Annotated in this window: 13 protein-coding genes and 1 riboswitch; of the genes, 3 read left to right on the forward strand and 10 right to left on the reverse strand. The window is 52.0% G+C overall.

Annotation, left to right across the window (positions count from 1 at the left end):
* Window position 1 precedes the first annotated feature (1 nt).
* The 10 genes from RB297_RS07055 to RB297_RS07100 all read right to left on the reverse strand — a co-directional run bounded on the left by RB297_RS07055 (window position 2) and on the right by RB297_RS07100 (window position 13,957).
* Complete coding sequence (locus RB297_RS07055; RefSeq protein ID WP_375120122.1) at window positions 2–1,075, reverse strand: Gfo/Idh/MocA family oxidoreductase; 1,074 nt, start codon at window positions 1,073–1,075, stop codon at window positions 2–4.
* Between the two features lie 409 nt (window positions 1,076–1,484).
* The gene (gene mglC / locus RB297_RS07060) at window positions 1,485–2,504 is read right to left on the reverse strand and encodes a galactose/methyl galactoside ABC transporter permease MglC (protein ID WP_096774194.1); all 1,020 of its coding nucleotides are present in this window, start codon (window positions 2,502–2,504) and stop codon (window positions 1,485–1,487) included.
* The gene (locus RB297_RS07065) at window positions 2,476–4,014 is read right to left on the reverse strand and encodes a sugar ABC transporter ATP-binding protein (protein WP_096774593.1); all 1,539 of its coding nucleotides are present in this window, start codon (window positions 4,012–4,014) and stop codon (window positions 2,476–2,478) included. Before RB297_RS07065 ends, mglC begins: the two co-directional genes overlap by 29 nt.
* Before the next feature lie 117 nt (window positions 4,015–4,131).
* Window positions 4,132–5,157 (reverse strand): galactose ABC transporter substrate-binding protein, encoded by a 1,026-nt coding sequence (locus RB297_RS07070; RefSeq protein WP_374705882.1) that lies wholly within the window; start codon window positions 5,155–5,157, stop codon window positions 4,132–4,134.
* A gap of 201 nt (window positions 5,158–5,358) precedes the next feature.
* Window positions 5,359–6,357 (reverse strand): substrate-binding domain-containing protein, encoded by a 999-nt coding sequence (locus tag RB297_RS07075; protein WP_096774195.1) that lies wholly within the window; start codon window positions 6,355–6,357, stop codon window positions 5,359–5,361.
* A complete protein-coding gene (locus tag RB297_RS07080) occupies window positions 6,350–8,182 on the reverse strand; it encodes a cache domain-containing sensor histidine kinase (protein ID WP_375120123.1) in 1,833 nt (610 codons plus the stop codon). Before RB297_RS07080 ends, RB297_RS07075 begins: the two co-directional genes overlap by 8 nt.
* A 7-nt stretch (window positions 8,183–8,189) precedes the next feature.
* The gene (locus RB297_RS07085; protein WP_096774197.1) at window positions 8,190–9,824 is read right to left on the reverse strand and encodes a response regulator; all 1,635 of its coding nucleotides are present in this window, start codon (window positions 9,822–9,824) and stop codon (window positions 8,190–8,192) included.
* A 196-nt stretch (window positions 9,825–10,020) separates the two neighbouring features.
* Window positions 10,021–11,379 carry an MATE family efflux transporter gene (locus tag RB297_RS07090; protein ID WP_375120124.1) on the reverse strand — a complete coding sequence of 453 codons (1,359 nt, stop codon included), beginning with the start codon at window positions 11,377–11,379 and terminating at the stop codon, window positions 10,021–10,023.
* Window positions 11,380–11,696: 317 nt separating this feature from the next.
* Window positions 11,697–12,857: a phosphoribosylglycinamide formyltransferase 2 gene (purT, locus tag RB297_RS07095; protein ID WP_096774198.1), complete on the reverse strand. Its 1,161-nt coding sequence runs from the start codon at window positions 12,855–12,857 to the stop codon at window positions 11,697–11,699.
* Window positions 12,858–12,939: 82 nt separating this feature from the next.
* Window positions 12,940–13,021, reverse strand: a riboswitch (ZMP/ZTP riboswitch).
* Window positions 13,022–13,081: 60 nt separating this feature from the next.
* The gene (locus RB297_RS07100) at window positions 13,082–13,957 is read right to left on the reverse strand and encodes a LysR family transcriptional regulator (RefSeq protein ID WP_096774199.1); all 876 of its coding nucleotides are present in this window, start codon (window positions 13,955–13,957) and stop codon (window positions 13,082–13,084) included.
* Between the two features lie 111 nt (window positions 13,958–14,068).
* Here RB297_RS07100 and dapA point away from each other — a divergent pair, with 111 nt between their 5' ends.
* The 3 genes from dapA (at window position 14,069) to RB297_RS07115 (ending at window position 17,133) form a co-directional block, all read left to right on the forward strand.
* On the forward strand, window positions 14,069–14,944 hold the full coding sequence (gene dapA / locus RB297_RS07105) for a 4-hydroxy-tetrahydrodipicolinate synthase (protein ID WP_096774200.1): 876 nt from the start codon (window positions 14,069–14,071) through the stop codon (window positions 14,942–14,944).
* A 266-nt stretch (window positions 14,945–15,210) separates the two neighbouring features.
* On the forward strand, window positions 15,211–16,653 hold the full coding sequence (locus tag RB297_RS07110) for an ATP-binding protein (protein ID WP_375120125.1): 1,443 nt from the start codon (window positions 15,211–15,213) through the stop codon (window positions 16,651–16,653).
* A 24-nt stretch (window positions 16,654–16,677) separates the two neighbouring features.
* Window positions 16,678–17,133 carry a hypothetical protein gene (locus RB297_RS07115; protein ID WP_096774202.1) on the forward strand — a complete coding sequence of 152 codons (456 nt, stop codon included), beginning with the start codon at window positions 16,678–16,680 and terminating at the stop codon, window positions 17,131–17,133.
* Window positions 17,134–17,140: the final 7 nt, after the last annotated feature.

Here is a 17,140-nt window from a genome sequence, read left to right on the forward strand (position 1 = left end):
CTCATACGCCTCCCGATACTTCAGCCAGCTTTACCGTCTTGCCGCTCTCAACGGATCTGGCGATCGCCGCCATCGCGCGCATGGCTGCTACTCCGTCATCCAGGTTGGCTCCTCGCATGGGTGCCTGCTCCAGAATCGTATCCGCGAAGCCTTCAACCTGCAGCTTGAAGAAATGCGCATCTTCACCTAGCGGCCTGTGATAACAACCGTCGCGCGAGGAGAACACCTCGACGTCGCTTGACTTGAAGAGCCACGGATTGTAGGTCTTGCCAACAACGCTTCCGTGTTCACCGTAAATTTGAAAGCCTTCATGCCAGTCCATCCGGACGGCGACCGTAAGATCTAGATGCCCTACAGCGCCCGATGCAAACTGAACCGTGACGAACCAGTTATATGCGCCGAATTTCTGCGTATTCCATGCCGTCACGCTCACCAGGTCTCCCCCTAAAAAGCGGGCCATATCCACCAGATGGCTGCCATGCGTCAGCATGTAATAACGCAGCTTATCGAGCTTCGGATTACCTTCCGGCCTCAGGGCATTCGGACTAAGCCGCACCAACGGCTGCACGTTTTCGGTGACCGTATACCGGTAGGTGGAATCGCAGTACCATGCTTTCAGGGCGAGCATCTCCCCCATCTCTTGCTCAATAAACCGTTTAGCATAAGCGATGCCGGGATCAAAGCGTTTCATGTTTCCGATTTGGACAACACAACCGGAATCCCTTGCTCTCCGCTGCAATTCCTCACACTCTTCTACGGTGACGCCAAGCGGCTTCTCCACGAGAACATGTTTTCCTGCTTCGATAGCTTTAAGGGCGGCTTTCACGTGAAATTGATCCGCGATCCCAATGATGACAGCTTCCACCTCGGGATCTGCCAGCATCTTGTCATAATCCTTGTAGGTTCGTACCGGCTGATGGATTTCGGCCATGCGGTTCAGCAAATCCTCCGCGACGTCGCATATCGCATAAAGGCGTGCATTGCGCGCCCTCCGGCAAGCTTCGAAATGTCCGTACTGCGAAATGGGGCCGCAGCCCAGCACGGCTGCATTCAATGTCGTTCTATTCTCGGCCATGACAGCACCTCCTGTAGTTGATGATTATAAGAAAAACGCCGATCGACGTACTTTCTCAGAAGACAGACCGCGGTTAGAGGATGTTTTTCTTGCGATATCAGGAAGGCCCGTGCTTCGAAGTTTATACTTTCTGATATCTAAAGAAAAACGCCAATCGACGTACTTTCTCAGAAGACAGACCGCAGTTAAAGGATGTTTTTCTTGCGATATCAGGAAGGCCCGTGCTTCGAGGTTTATACTTTCTGATATCTAAAGAAAAACGCCGATCGACGTACTTTCTCAGAAGACAGACCGCGGTTAAAGGATGTTTTTCTTGCGGTTATTGAATTGTTCGGCTCCGCTGAAAACTAATAAATTCTATAATCTATGGCAAAAGCCGCAGGATATACTCCTGCGGCTGCATTCCCTCTTATTTTTTTGCCATGTATTTGCGAATGTCAAATGCTACCGCTGCTACGATAATAAGCCCTTTGATGATCAATTGCCAATAGGGACTGACGCCGATAAAGGTTAACCCGTAATTGATAACGCCGAAGATCAGAACCCCGGCCATCACGCCGGGCACCGTGCCGATGCCGCCAGCCGTGGATACGCCTCCGACCACGCATGCCGCTATCGCATCAAGTTCATACATGTTGCCATAGTTGTTGGTCGCACCACCGGTTCTTGCAGCCTCCAGCACGCCGGCGATGCCGTACAGTGCACCGGAAATAGCGTAGATCGCGATGAGATTGCGAGCGACATTGATCCCCGATACATGCGCAGCTTGCACGTTGCCGCCAATGGCATACATGTTTTTGCCGAGCCGGGTCTTGTTGAAGATGACCCAGCAGATGAACGCAACAAAGATAGCGATGATGACGATGTAAGGGAGTGAGTAACCGCCGCCGAAGTCGATGTAGCCGCTGCCCCACACGGTAAAATCCGGTCGTAAGCCGCCGATCGGCTGGGACTGGTTCGGCTCCATATCAAAATAGATGGAATTGACGCCGTAGATCCCGACCATCGTACCGAGCGTCGCTATGAACGGCGGCACATGCAGCTTGGCAACAATGAAGCCATTGATTAGACCGACGACAAGCCCCGCTACGATACCGATCAGGATCGGCAATAGAACCGATACCTGGGGCAAATCCGGGAAAAAGCGGTTCGCATAAACCTCCGTTTGCAGCATCGAAGCCGATACGACCGCGGTTAAGCCTACGACGCGACCTGCGGAAAGGTCTACCCCGCCAGTGATCAGAATGAATGCCGCTCCCAGCGCGATGATCAATCTGGTCGAGGATTGCTGCAGGATATCCCGCAATGTGGAAAAGGCCAGAAAGTTGGGATCTGCGACGGCAATCCCGATGACGAGCAGTATCAATACTACGAATATGGCGCGCTGCGCCAAATAATCTTTAACCTTGACGATGGCTTGCGTATTCATCGACTTCCCCTCCCGGATCGGCCGACCGCTGCTGTGCGGCCAGCCGCATGATTTCCTCTTCGCTTGCTTCCTGCCCTTCCAGAATTCCCGTCATCCGCCCTTCGCTCATCACCATGATCCGGTCGGACATTCCGAGCAGCTCGGGCATTTCGGAGGAAATCATAATGATGCTCTTCCCTTGCGTCGCCAGCTGCGTAATGATGGAATAAATCTCGAACTTGGCGCCCACATCGATCCCTCGGGTCGGCTCATCCAGCAGCAGGATCTCGGGCTCCGTAAGCAGCCATCTCGCCAGCAGCACCTTCTGCTGGTTCCCGCCCGACAGATTTCGAATCTGGGTATTGACCGACGGCGTCTTGGTTCTCAGCTTCTCCACGTTCGTTCGCGCATCCTCGATGCCTCTGCGTTCATTCAGCAGGAACGCCCAATTCTGATACCTTCGAAGATTGGCAATGACCGTATTCTCGTAGACCGAGAGTACCGGGAATATGCCGGTGACTCTACGCTCCTCCGTCAGCAGTGCCATGTTGTTTTTCTTCGCATCGGAAGGCGACTTGATCTTCACTGGTTTCCCGTTAATCGATATGGTTCCGGAGGCCACCGGACGAAGCCCGAAGAGAGCCTCAACCAATTCCGTGCGCTGAGCGCCGACAAGGCCGCCAATGCCCAGAATCTCGCCCTTTCTCAGCTCGAAGGATACATTTTGAAACGAGTTCGGATTAGTGGAGCTTAATTGGCGGACCTGCATCCGGGTTTCGCCCGGAATGTTCGTCCGTTCAGGATAGCGCTCCGTCAAATCCCGTCCCACCATACGGGTAATGATCAAATCGGTCGTCAATTCTCCTGCCTGCCAGGTTCCTACGTACTTCCCGTCCCGCATGATCGTGACATCATCGGATATGCGCAGAATTTCTTCCATTTTGTGCGAGATGTAGACGATGGACACGCCCTGCGACCGCAGCCTGTTCATGATGCTGAACAGATGCTCCACCTCGTTCCCGGTCAGAGATGAGGTCGGTTCGTCCATTACGATCACTTTGGAGTGATAGGACACCGCTTTGACAATCTCAAGCGATTGGATCTTGGACACAGAAAGCGCTCCTGTCCTTGCTCTGGGATCAATATCGATATCAAGCTCGCGGAACAGCCGGAGCGTGTCCGCTGCCATCTGTTTCTCGTTCACGAATTTCAAGGGCCAGAAGCCCGTCATCGGAAATCTTCCCAGCCATATATTCTCCATCACATTGCGGTGCGGCACGGGATGAAGCTCCTGATGAATCATGGATATTCCGTGATTTAATGCATCCTTGGAGCTGTTGATGGCGACCTTGTCGCCGTTTAAGTAAATGTCGCCTTCATCAGGCTTGTAGATGCCGAACAAACATTTCATCAGCGTTGATTTGCCGGCTCCGTTCTCGCCCATGAGCGCATGCACGGTTCCGGGTCTTACCTTGAACGTTACGTCGCTTAATGCCTGAACGCCTGGAAACGCCTTCGATATATTCCGCATCTCCAGCACATACGATTCCGCCACTTTGAATACCTCCTTCGCTTTTCCGGGCCAAAAGGGTCCAATATAAAGGGACAACGCTACGATGAGCCGCTGCCCCTTCTTATAACCCTGCCATTATTTCGCGTCGGCGATATTGTCCTTCGTTATTTTTTTGTAGGCGATCCACACGTATTTACCGTCGGTAATATCAAAGCCGGTATTCTCCTTGTTCGGCGTTTCTCCTTTGGAAAGCGCGGCCGCTATGGCAACGGAAGCTTTGCCCTGGCTCTTGGCGTCGTTAAGCACGGTTCCGAGAAGGGTTCCATCTTCCAGCGCCTGGACGGCGGGAGCCGTCGCATCGACGCCCACGACCGGCATGTACTTGTCGCCGCTGAAATAACCTGCCGCTTTCAAAGCCTCAATCGCTCCGAGCGCCATATCGTCATTGTTGGCCAGCACCGCTTCAATCTTGTCGCCATGGGACGCGAGGAAGGTTTGCATCTTTTCCTGTCCTTTCACGCGGTCCCACATGGCGGTATCCACCGCAAGCGCTTCCACTTCAATGCCGGCGTCTTGAATCGCCTGAACGGAGAATTTGGTCCGCAGCTCGGCATCCTGATGGCCCGGCTCCCCCTGCAGCAGCACATACTGCAGCTTGCCGTCCCCGTTCTTGTCTGCCTTCGGATTCGCTTTCCAATAATCGACGATCAGCTGTCCGGAGATCGTGCCGGATTCCTCTGCCTTCGCCCCTACGTAATAAACCTTATCCCATTTGTTCATGTCTTCCGCGATCGGCTCCCGGTTCAGGAAAACCACCGGCGTATTGGCGGTTTTCGCCTTGTCGATAATGACGCCCGCTGCCGTGCGGTCCACGGGGTTGATAATCATGGAGCTGTATTTTTTCGAGATAAACAGATCGATTTTCTCATTCTGGGTCGGCTGCGCATTTTGACTATCCACGATATCCAGTTTGGCTACGCCATTCGCTGCATCGGACATCGCATTCCGAACGCCTGTCATAAAGGTATCGTCGAACTTGTAAATCGCCACCCCGACTTGAGGCGTGCTGCCGCCTGCCGCGTCGCCGCCCGTGCTATCGCTGCCGGTTGAACTGCTCCCGCCGTTGTTGCATGCCGCCGTGGTCAGCATCATGCCTGCCATAAGGACAAACAGCCATTTTTTCTTCACTTGGGTTGACCTCCCTGATTCATTCGATATTTCAGTGCTGGCTGCGGAACTCCGAAGCCGTATCTCACTGACTACCGCCATTATGCCGGAATGACCCTGATATTCGAATTCAAAATCCTGCTGATTTCTAGCAAAATTCTCATCATTTACCGATTGGCTTCGTGACTTCCTTAATTACTTCACAAATGGAAACAGCACCTTCTGATTATCCATCCAGAACATATTGTCGGCATCGATCACCTTGGTCTCAAGCACGATCGGCTTATCATATCTCGAACCGTCCATGACCTTCACAGCCTGCTCTACGCCCAAGTAGCCCGTGCTGAATCCGTTCTGTACCACGAGTTTATGAAGGATGCCATCCTGAAGAAGCTGAAGCTGTTCCAGATCGCTGCCGAAGGTGATAATCTTGATCTCACCTTGAACCTTCCGCCTTGCGACTTCTTTAGCCGCTCCCAAGGAAGCCTGAATATCGAGTGCCAGAATTCCGTCGACGGCGCCCTGATCCAGCAGCTGTTTGGCGGCCTGCCAGCATGCATCCTCGCGTTTGCCGCAAGCCGCGCCGCCCGCTATTTCAATTCCGCCGATATCTGACCATGCCCGTTTGGCTCCCTCTTCGCGGGCGATCAAGTCGGGGTCCTCCCTGTCGGAACGCAGGATGGCCACTGTACCCCGACCTTCAAGCAAGTCGGCCAGCTGCTCGCCCGCCTTGCGTCCGGCAGCTTCATTATTGATCGCGATCGCGGATAAGATGCCTGTGGTCATTCGTTCATCATTCAATGCAATCACGGGGGTACCCGCTGCCGCTGCCTTATCGCCTAATTCCTGCAGCACTGCCTCCGATGCCGGGTCGATCAAGATCGCGGAGGCGCCCTTCTCCAACATCTTCAAAGCGGCCTGCAGCTGCTCCTCCTCATCGTCGCTAGGCTCCAGGGAAACATAATCGAGCGCCAATCCGTATTCCTTGGCGGCCGCCTCGGCGCCTAAACGGATCGCATCCCCCTGCTCTTCGGCGTGTACGGGAGCCACAAGGGCAATATGTTGAAGCCCGGGCTCCTCATCCGGGTCCGTATCGGATGAACACGATGTTAAGAGGATCAGGACAGCGACGAGTGCAGCGAAACAGCCCCTAGGTCCAATCGGTAACCGCAGCGGCCGAATAGTTCTAATCATGCTCGCGTTCCTCCTCGTCCATATCGTGAATGACCGGAATCCGTATGCGAACGGTAGTGCCCGCCTCCTGCTCGCTCTCGAATTCCAGCCCGTACCGTTTGCCGTAATACAGGCGAATTCGGTCATGGACATTTCGAACGGCCACGCCGGAACCGGCCGTATTGATAAATTGTGCCGGGTTATGAGGCGTTTCTTTAGCGTCCAAGATTCCTTCAACCATCTCGGGCGTCATCCCAACCCCGTTATCCGTAACCGTCATTTCCAACAATTCGCCTTTTACGGCTGCCCCTATGCGAATATGCCCCTGATCCACCATATACTCGATGCCGTGCACGATGGCATTTTCGATTAAGGGCTGAAGCACCAGCTTGAGGGTGTAACAGGATAGCGCGGCTTCGTCCGCTTCGATCGCAAAATCGAATTTCTGTTTATATCTCATCTGTTGTATGGTCAAATAATGCCGTGCGTGCTCCAGCTCTTCCCGGACGCTTATCGATGTCTTCCCTTTGCTCAAGCTCAAGCGAAACAGCTTCGACAAGGAAGTAATCATCATAATGACCTCCTCCTTCTTGCTCATTCCTACCATGCGAACAACCGAATTCAGGGTATTGTACAAAAAATGAGGGTTGATCTGGGCCTGCAAGGCTTCCAGCTCATATTTACGCTTCGATTCCTGCTCCTTCACAATCTGTTTCATGAGCTGCCTGATCTTATTCAGCATCAGGTTGAAACGGCTGGACAGCTGCACTACTTCAAGCGGTCCCTGCAACGGGAGCTCCACGTCGAAATCGCCCCGTTCCACGGCTTTCATCGTTCGGCCCATGCGGCGGATGGGCCGGGTGAGCATGGCCGAAAGAATCAGGGATACCGCGATGGCCAGCACCAAGACTATGGCAACCACCCGGACCAAATAACGGTTGACCTCTTCTCTTGTGGTCATGATCTCATCCAAATAGGATACGCCCACGATTTTCCAGCCTATGTTGACGACCGATTTGACCGTATTGAGCCGCTTGACCCCATCCGATTCATCAATGTAGCTCTCCGAGGAGGTCAGCGCCCGCTCAACGCTCTCATTCCGAAGCCCCATGTAGATTAATTGCTGCTGCGGATGGTACACGATATTTCCCGCTCCTTCGTCGATGATATACGCATACCCGCGCTTCCCCAGACTGATGCGGCTGCTCAGCTCGTCGATCTTCTTGAAGTTGATATCCACCAGCAGAATGACGTACATCGGCTCACCGTCATGAACGACCGTAATGCCTTTGCTCATCGTGACGACCCATTCAAACGTTTGGTCGTATAAATTCTGAACATGGGGCAGCGAGAAGCTCAGATGGTCGGAGACTCTCATGGCCGAGTGAAACCAGCTCTGTTCCGTCACCTTGGCGCTGGGCTTGACCGGAATGGCCGGATGGTTCCGCAGCATGTCGCCCTGATCATTAAACAAAGCGATCGAGACGATGTCATCTCGGCTTCGCATAATCGTATCGAGCTGTTTTGTCACCTGTTCATCGTCCCACTGCCCGTCTGCCAGCATATTTTCCTCGATCGCCCGATACAGCTGCGCCATCCCGTCCACGTAATCCTCGAGATTATAGCTAACCTGGTCCACGATTTGCTGGGCATTCAGGAATACGCTTTGCTCTGCCGATCGCGAGAATTTATTGAAGAGCAGTACGGCTACCACGATCACAATGAGCAGAATGAACGCCGAGAAGGACCACATGATGATGGATTGAATGCTGTGCGCCCGGAATCGCTTAACCCATCGTTGAACAAAAGGTAGGACCGAGTATCGCTTCGTATACGTGATTTTCACCGATGCCCTACCCCCTCGCTTGTGCCCGATATTCCTTAGGCGAAACGCCGACCTGCTTCTTGAAGCTGAAGCTGAAATAATTCGGATCGGCAAACCCGACGCGCTCCGCGATTTCGAAAGCCTTCAGGTCGGTGGAACGTAAAAGCTCCTTGGCCGTTTCCATCCGCAGCTGCATTAAGTACTGCACATAGGTCATTTTGAGCTCTTTTTTGAATACGCCGCTAAAATAGCCTGTGCTGATATGCAGGTGCATGCACAGCTTCTGCAGCGATATATCCGGGTCGCCGTAATGCTCCCGCGTGTATTGGAGCGCTTTCTCCACGATGTCTTTATAGGCATGCTGCCTAGAGCTGGAGATTTGCTTGCGGATGGCCAAACTGACATCCTGAAGCCAAGCTTTAGCCTCCTGTAGTCCGGAAAACTTGAAGATCTCGGCATGCAGCTGATACCCCGCTCCAAACATCTCCTCAAGCTCGATCCCGGATTCTTTAGCCGTTCGAAGTATGGCCGTTACGACTTCCAGGAGATAGATCTGAACCTCTTGAATCGTGCAGGATGCTCCGATCAGCTCATCGAATATGTGCGTCATCGCTTCACTTAATTCCTCCGCGGTTCCGAGCTTAAGATTGCGGATCAGCGCTTGCTCCTGCAATTCGTCCAGGCGGACCCCTTCCTGCCTCGGACTCTCCACGTCATCGATGAAGATGACTTTCTCGGCGCCGAGAATCAGCCGGTAGTCCAGCGCCAGCAGCGCATCCTGGTAGGAGTGCTTAAGATCGGACAGAGTCCGGACCCTGGAACCCACGCCGATCGTAACCGGCAGCTTCAGATAGTGAAGAATGCTTTTGAGCAAACGATCCAGTGCGACCTGCAGGTCGCCAAACCACGACTCGTCCTCGCAGCCGTCATTCGTAATCAAGAACACGATGCTATCCTGATATATGAATGCGCTTCCAAAAGAAAGGGGATCCATCAGCTCTTTCGCAATGTTCAGCATGGCGTGCAGCATCAAGTCCATATCGCCGGAATGCCGCAGGGAGCTTGATGGAGCACTCTCCTTATGCTCAGCCGCCGGATATAAAGCCATCACCGCGGCGAGATAACAGGCGCCGTTCAGCGGAAGGCCGTAATTCCGAGTTTTCTCCTCAATGATGGAGCGGGGCAATTTTCGGGTTAACAGCGAAGCCAGGAACGATTCCCGAAGCAAAGGCAGGCTTGTCCGGTAATGCTCCTTCAATTGGCGAACGTCCTCACGCTCCGCCACCTCCATATCGATTTTGTCCTTGATCTTGCCTAATAACTCCATGAAGCTTTCGGCAGAGAACGGCTTGAGCAAATACTCATCCACGCTGAGCGTAATCGCTTGGCGGGCGTAATCAAATTCGTCATAGCCGGTCAAAATCACGATTTTGCACAGCGGCTGATGCTCCCTTAGCCATGAGGCCAGCTGCAGCCCATCCTGAAAAGGCATACTGATATCGGTAATAACGACATCCGGCTCCAACCGCTCCGCAGCCTCCACGGCCTCTCTTCCGTTCTCCGCCGTCCCCTTGATCTCGAATCCGCAGGCTTCCCATTGGATTTCCTGAACGAGGCCTTCTCTCACATCGGCTTCATCATCCACTAACAGCACTTTATACAATGCGACCCCTCCCGTTTCTGTCCTGTTCGGCTGCAAACTGAATCTATAGTGATCTTACCTCGCCGCGCCAAAATTGGGAATCTTCCACATTATGTTTTTTGCAACAAAAAAAAGAACGAATGCACGACTTCAGCGAAACAGCGCTTCCCTGTTCCTCGAGTCATGATTCGTTCCGAAATCGATTGTGCAGCATTCCTTACGCCTGAACGGGTACGGAGACGGGTTTTACCGGCGTGCTCAACCTCTTGATGCTCAGATAGTAAGCGATGCCGAGCGGAATAACGGCGCCCAGCCAAGCCAGCGGATTTGCCAGGCTTGCACCGAGGAGGCCGATCTGCGCGGTCAGGAAGATAGCAGCCAGTACCCGCATGATCAGCTCCATGATGCCCGCCACAGTGGGAATTAAGCTCCGACCAAGCCCCTGAAGCGTGAAGCGGTAGATAAACAGCAGCGACAGAAGCAGATAGGTGCTGCCGTTCGATAAGAAATACAGCCTGCTGAGCGACAGCAATTCCTCTTGGCCTTGACCCACAAAAAGGCTGACGGCGGCAGGACCCGCGAATATAACCAGCAGGCCCACGACGATGCTGAATGATCCTGAGAGCCAAATACACTGCTTAACCCCCAGTTTGATCCGGTCTATGCGATTCGCTCCGAAGTTCTGAGCGGCAAAAGTCGCCATCGTAATCCCGAAGGAACTCATCGGCTGCGTGGCGAGCATATCAATCTTCTGAGCTGCGGTATAAGCCGCAACGGCTGTTGCCCCGAGACCGTTTAGCGTGATCTGCAGAATAATGGCTCCGATGGCGATGATGGAGGCTTGGAAGCCCATCGGAAAACCTACCCACATATGCTGGCGAATAAATTTCCAATCGATGGACCAGTCGGCATTCTTGAATTGAAGGAGCGGGACCTTCTTATGAATGTAGATCAGACAGAGCAGGCAGGAGAACAGCTGCGATACAACCGTGGCAAGTCCGGCTCCGGCTACTCCCATCTTAAATACGAGAATGAATAAGAGGTCGAGCACGATGTTCAGTATGCTTGCAACGACCAGGAAGAGAAGCGGCGTCCGGCTGTCGCCGAGAGCGCGGAGCAGGTTAGCCAGCAAATTAAACAGAACGGCCGCGCCGACGCCCCAGTTAATGACGATCAGATACGAATACGCATCATCCAAAATTTCGGCAGGGGTGTTCATCATGACGAGGACGGGTCTCGTAAATATAACGCTCACGATGGTGAGGAATACCGTGAACACCAGACTGATCCATACACTCGTTCCCACGCTTTTGCGGACGCCTGCGATATCCTTAGCTCCAAAACGCTGTGCCGTTATGATAGACAAGCCAGCCGTCAAGCCTTGGGCAAAGCCGATGACAAAAAACAAAATGCTGCCTGTCGAGCCAACGGCTGCAAGTGCGTTTACGCCTATGGTACGTCCCACGATTAGGGTGTCTGCCATGTTGTAAAATTGTTGAAAAATATTACCGATCAAAAGCGGGATGGTAAACATGATAATCAGCTTGATCGGACTTCCTTGCGTCATGTCTCTCATGTAGATTCTCCTATGCCGTCAATAAACGTTCCTCTAAAGATTTATTTGAAATATTATGCTTCAAACAGCGCTTATCGCATCGAATGGAAACATTATAATGGGTGAGGGTCGTTTGTATTCTTGTGTATCTTATCATGAAAGAACATAAATTTCTCCTATTTATTCCCGAAATCAAAACTAAAAGCAAGTACTCGTCATTCGAAGAGTCTGTACCCGATTTGGATCCCTGATTTCTCTATAACTGAAAAGGCCAACCGGTCATTTCGGTTGGCCTTTTCAACATGATGACATGTGATATCCCTATGGAATTCCGATGTTTATGCCTCTTCGACGGCAAGCTTATCCAAGGCCAGCTTCGCACGTGACCGCGCTTCTTCGACATCGCCGGCGGTTGACAGCGCGACTGCTACTCGTCTTCCGACCTTGGTTACCGGTTTGCCGAACATGCGAAGCTGCGTATTCGGAACGGCCAGCGCTTGATCGGCGCCTGTAATCGTATAGTCTTCCAGCTCTCGGCCGGCTTTCAGGGGGCGGCTGGCTCCCGGCGTGATCAATTCGATCTCTGGTATCGGAAACCCGAGAATGGCACGGACATGAAGCGCAAATTCGGATAGATTTTGCGTGACCAGCGTAACCAGCCCAGTATCATGCGGACGCGGGGATACCTCGCTGAAGTACACCTTATCCTCGGCCAAAAATAATTCAACGCCGAACAAGCCGTATCCGCCAAGCTCGTCGGTAATCTTCCGCGCAATATATTTAGCTTCCTCGATTTGCGCTTCAGACATGTCGTGCGGCTGCCACGATTCGATATAATCTCCGCTTTCCTGAATATGCCCGATCGGCGCACAGAAGCTTGTTCCATTGACGGAGCGGACGGTCAGAAGCGTGATTTCCGACTGGAATGAAATGAATTCCTCAATGATCACCCTTCCGTTCTGAACGCGGCCGCCTTCCATGGCGATGTTCCAGCAGGACTCGATATCCCCTTCCGAACGGCACACGCTTTGACCTTTGCCGGAGGAGCTCATCAACGGTTTGATCACGCACGGAAAACCCATGTCCAGGACAGACTGCTTGAATTCCTCATAGGTATCGGCAAATCGATAGTCCGCAGTCGGCAGTCCCAACTCCTCTGATGCCAACCGGCGGATCCCCTCACGGTCCATCGTAAGCTTTGCGGCTCTGGCGGTAGGAATCACCCGAAACCCCTCATCCTCCAGCTTCACCAGCTCCGCAGTAGCCAGCGCTTCAATCTCCGGAACGATCAGGTCCGGCTTTTCCAACTCAATAATAGCGCGCAGCTTCTCTCCGTCCAGCATATCGATCACATGGCTGTGATCGGCAACGTGCATGGCAGGAGCATCGGCATAACGATCGACGGCAACGGTTTGGACACCCAATCGTTGTGCTTCAATTACGACTTCTTTCCCTAGTTCTCCGGATCCCAGCAGCAATATTTTTTTCGTTTTGAACATCGTTGTTTTATCCCCTTTTCATAGTTTCAGAGACGATAGAAGCCCAAGAAAATAATAAAGAGGTAAGGGAAATAAACTCCCTTACCTCTGCCCAGGCGTACGGCCGTTGTCATTCATGTGCTCCCTCATGGTTCCCCCATGCTACGCCAGTCACACATAAACCTATACATTGTTACATAAATGATACTGAATCTTTTCGTTAAATGCAATATCAGCCTGCGTCCTTAGGATTTAGACTTCAACATTTCGATCATATCCTGAAGCGAGTGTGACAGCCACTTCTTAGGATGAACGACAATCTGGATGTCCAGTCGAATGTCAGGGTGTTGAAAGGGAAGAACCGCCAGCTCTCCCCTCTTGATTTCCTCCTCTGCTACCATTCTCGGCAATAGGGAGATGCCGGTGCCGGACATGATATATCTTTTTATTGCCTCGGGGTTGCCCAATTCCAAACCAATACGGACGGGAGCTCCGCTGGCGCGCAGCACTTTTTCCAACATGATTCGGTAATTGCAAGTATCCTCGGTCATAATCCATTCGTAATCAGCCAGATGCTCCAGCTCGATGACGGGCAACCAGCGAAGCGGATGATCCGGATGGGCAATCAAATGGAGGGGCTCTTCCCGGATCGAGATCCAATTCAATGAAGTGTCTTCCGGTTTGTTCTCCAGAATAAGCCCGAGATCGTACTCGCCCTCTCTTACCTTACTGACGATGCTATCTTCACGATCCGTTTGCAAGCGGATGGCAAGATCTTCATGCTCCTGTCTTAGCCGATGAAGGACGGATGGAAGAAAATATGCGGCAAGCGAATCGATCGTTCCAATCGATAAGATGCCCCCGCCTTGTTTCGTCAGCTTTTCCTTAGACTGCTGGAACAGATCCAGCATTTGGACAGCATACTTGAACAGCTCCTCCCCTGACTTCGTCAGGCGCAGGCCTCTGCCATACCGTTCAAACAGCTTGACGCCGTATTCCTTCTCCAGCTTCTGAATCTGGGTGGTAACGCTGGATTGTGCATAACCCAATTCGTCAGCAGCTTTAGTAAAGCTCTTTCGAACAGCAACCTCCCTGAAGGTTTGCAGATAGATCAGTTCCATCGCTTTCTCCTCATCAATAATATTGATAATAACTATCTATTATTATAGATAACACCGATTCCGATTCCCATGGTAAAGTAAAGCCACAATTCATGAAATGGAGGAAAGATCATGTTGAGTCCGCAAGATTTGAGAGGTATTTATGTTCCGGTGGTCACTCCCTTTTCACATGAATACGCATTGGATGTTCCGTCTTATCATCGTTATTTGGAGAATTTGTTATCCCATGACATTCAAGGATTGATCATCAACGGTACGACCGGAGAGGCGCCGACGGTAACTTGGGAAGAGGTCGTTCAGGTGGTGGAGGAAACGCGAAAAGGTCTGGACGGACGGCAATTGCCGGTCATTATTGGTACGGGTACCAACGATACGTTCTCCAGCATGAAGCGGACGGAATGGGCAGGACATATCGGGGCAGACGCGGTATTGGTGGTCACGCCGTATTACAGCCGCCCTTCGATTGAGGGCATTATACAACATTTCTGCAAAGTCGCAGAGGTGGGGATACCGGTTATTTTGTACGAAGTTCCTTCGCGCACTGGAATTTCCTTACCGGTTGATGCCATTCGAAGAATCATGGAGATCCCCGGTGTCATCGGAATGAAGGACAGCACTGCGAGTACGGAGCTTATGAGAAGCTTGTCTCCATACGATACGAAGCCTGTTCTATGCGGGGACGATGTCCGCTTTCATGAGATGCTGCGTCATGGTGCATCCGGGGGCATTTTGGCGTCGGCCAATGTGAATACCGAGGCTTTTATTCGTGTGTATCAATTAGCTGCCCAAGGGGATTATTCTCGTTCCGAAAAGGAGTTTGAAGTGCTGCTTCCCGTTATTCATCAGTTGTTCGCAGAATCCAATCCCGCTCCGCTAAAATGGCTGCTTGCCAAGCAAGGCCTTATCTCATCCGACACCCTGCGCCTGCCGATGGGCACCATTACGGATGAGCTCAAGCTATCCTTGGATCAAGCACTCAAAAACTGAGAAACTTTAAATCGTGGACGTAATAGATTTCTCCTCAAGAGTGGCGGGGCGCATACGCTGCCTTGCCTTTCTTGAATGGATGATTCGGATGCGATAGGGCGCACATGCTTTCAATCAGCAGATGATGGGATGGATGATACTGACATTTTACGCAAAAAAAGAAATCCTGCTTAAATCTATCGCTTTAAAGGATTGATGAATGAAATCGCCCCACTTATAATATGGGTACATTCAATTCCTCCCAGAAATTTGAAAGGAGACTTGCAGTGCTGCCCTATTCCACCCCTAATCATGATTTTGCCTTCGAACAATCTGTAATCGGTATGGCTTTGGTATCGCTAGATGGAACGATTCTTAAGGTCAATTCGGCACTATGTGATCTGTTGGGTTACTCGCCGCAGGAGTTAACTGCCGGGGCGCCGCAAGAAGAAAACAGCCTGCGCGAGTTATTGAATCGAGTGATTCAGAACGCTAGGGCTGCCCAGGGTCATCAGCCATCCGTCCCCCCGGTTGAACATGCTTACCGTCATCCGTCTGATCGCGAGTTATACCTTAGTGCACGCTGCAGCGTTGATCACGATCCGGAGCGGGGGCCCAAGGGATACTTGGTACAATTCGAGGATCGATCGCTGCTGAGGCAGCTCATGAAACAGCTGGAGCAGAAGGAACAGAAGCTGAACGAGAAGGAAAATTCGTTTCTGCAGCTGCTGGAAGAGCTCCCTCTCTCCGTACTCATAACTAAAAAAGGCATTGTGCACTATGTTAATTCTGCCGCGCTCCGACTCGTCAATGCGACGCACTCACATGACGTGCTGGGCATTTCAACCGACGTGATCGTCGACGCATCGTATCATCAAGCATTGATGAAACGCAGGGCAACGTATGCCGAGAGCGGAGAAATCGGAAGCGTCGATTATCTGATACGCTGTCTGGACGGGCAGGAGAAGATGGTCACGGGATTCACGTTAATCATACAATATGAAGGCGAGAAAGCGGCCGTCGGCATCTTCAAGGACATCACGGAGCAGCGAATGGAAGAGGACCGCGTGATGCAATCCGAGAAGCTGACGACCGCCGGCCAATTGGCCGCCGGCATCGCTCATGAAATTCGAAATCCATTGACATCGATTAATGGATTCGTGAAGTTATTGCGATCCGCGGAACGCAGCAACGAGCTTTATTTTGAAATCATCGAATCGGAGCTCAAACGCATCGAGCTCATCGTCAATGAACTCTTGGTGCTCTCCAAACCGCAGGGCGCCCACGTGAGCGGACCCATCGACGTGTCGGCCATACTGGATCAGATCATTACGCTGATGAAGGTGCAAGCCGCTCTCAAGAATATAGAGATCATTCCCCATTATCCACTGGTTCCGATCTATGTACAGGGCGAAGTCAACCAGCTCAAGCAAGTGTTCATCAATCTGCTGAAAAACGCGATGGAAGCGATGAATCACGGGGGAAGCATCACCTTGGACATTGTGCACAGCGGTCCCGAGGTACAGATTATCGTGCAGGATGAAGGAGTTGGGATGACGCAGGATCAGATCCAATCACTGGGACAGCCCTTTTTTACAACGAAAGACACCGGCACGGGACTCGGTCTCATGATTACCAAGAATATTATTCATAATCACGGCGGTACGATGAACGTGGAGAGCACTCCTGATCATGGGACAACCTTTACGATCCATTTACCTGCATTATAATGCGTACAATCGGAGGACATAGGCATGGACATTCAAGATTCAAACTTACATAAACAATTTGCAATAAACTGCTTCAATCAGGTCTGGGATATCTTGGAGAAGAAGCAGCGGACGACGGAAGACGAAGAGAACATGATTCACATGTGTCATGCTTCCTTTTGGCATTGGAGCCGGGTGGCGGATCATACAGAGCGCAACCTGTCTATCGGGTATTGGCAGCTCTCCCGAGTATACGCGGTAACGGGTCAGGGCGATCAAGCACTGCATTATGCCAAGCGCTGCATCACGATCGGGTCATCGGCTAACCTCGAACCCTTCTACATCGGTTACGGATACGAAGCGGAAGCCAGAGCCTATCTGGTTCTGAGGAACAAGGAGCTTGCATTGGCATCCAAGCAAAAAGCGGCAAGTTATCTCGACAGGGTAACGGATAAGGAAAGCCATCAGATGCTTGCCAACGATCTCGGAAGTCTGGACTAACACGCAA

The sequence above is a fragment of the Paenibacillus sp. CR_12 genome (assembly GCF_041953985.1).
Taxonomy (GTDB): Bacteria; Bacillota; Bacilli; order Paenibacillales; family Paenibacillaceae; genus Paenibacillus_AQ; species Paenibacillus_AQ lautus_A.

What these genes read in the sequence shown, in the direction of transcription:
- RB297_RS07115 (WP_096774202.1), top strand. Translation starts at nt 16,678, where the DNA reads ATGGACATTCAAGATTCAAACTTACATAAACAATTTGCAATAAACTGC.
- mglC (WP_096774194.1), bottom strand. Translation starts at nt 2,504, where the DNA reads ATGAATACGCAAGCCATCGTCAAGGTTAAAGATTATTTGGCGCAGCGC.
- purT (WP_096774198.1), bottom strand. Translation starts at nt 12,857, where the DNA reads ATGTTCAAAACGAAAAAAATATTGCTGCTGGGATCCGGAGAACTAGGG.
- RB297_RS07075 (WP_096774195.1), bottom strand. Translation starts at nt 6,357, where the DNA reads ATGATTAGAACTATTCGGCCGCTGCGGTTACCGATTGGACCTAGGGGC.
- RB297_RS07070 (WP_374705882.1), bottom strand. Translation starts at nt 5,157, where the DNA reads ATGGCAGGCATGATGCTGACCACGGCGGCATGCAACAACGGCGGGAGC.
- RB297_RS07090 (WP_375120124.1), bottom strand. Translation starts at nt 11,379, where the DNA reads ATGAGAGACATGACGCAAGGAAGTCCGATCAAGCTGATTATCATGTTT.
- RB297_RS07065 (WP_096774593.1), bottom strand. Translation starts at nt 4,014, where the DNA reads ATGCGGAATATATCGAAGGCGTTTCCAGGCGTTCAGGCATTAAGCGAC.
- RB297_RS07055 (WP_375120122.1), bottom strand. Translation starts at nt 1,075, where the DNA reads ATGGCCGAGAATAGAACGACATTGAATGCAGCCGTGCTGGGCTGCGGC.
- RB297_RS07100 (WP_096774199.1), bottom strand. Translation starts at nt 13,957, where the DNA reads ATGGAACTGATCTATCTGCAAACCTTCAGGGAGGTTGCTGTTCGAAAG.
- dapA (WP_096774200.1), top strand. Translation starts at nt 14,069, where the DNA reads ATGTTGAGTCCGCAAGATTTGAGAGGTATTTATGTTCCGGTGGTCACT.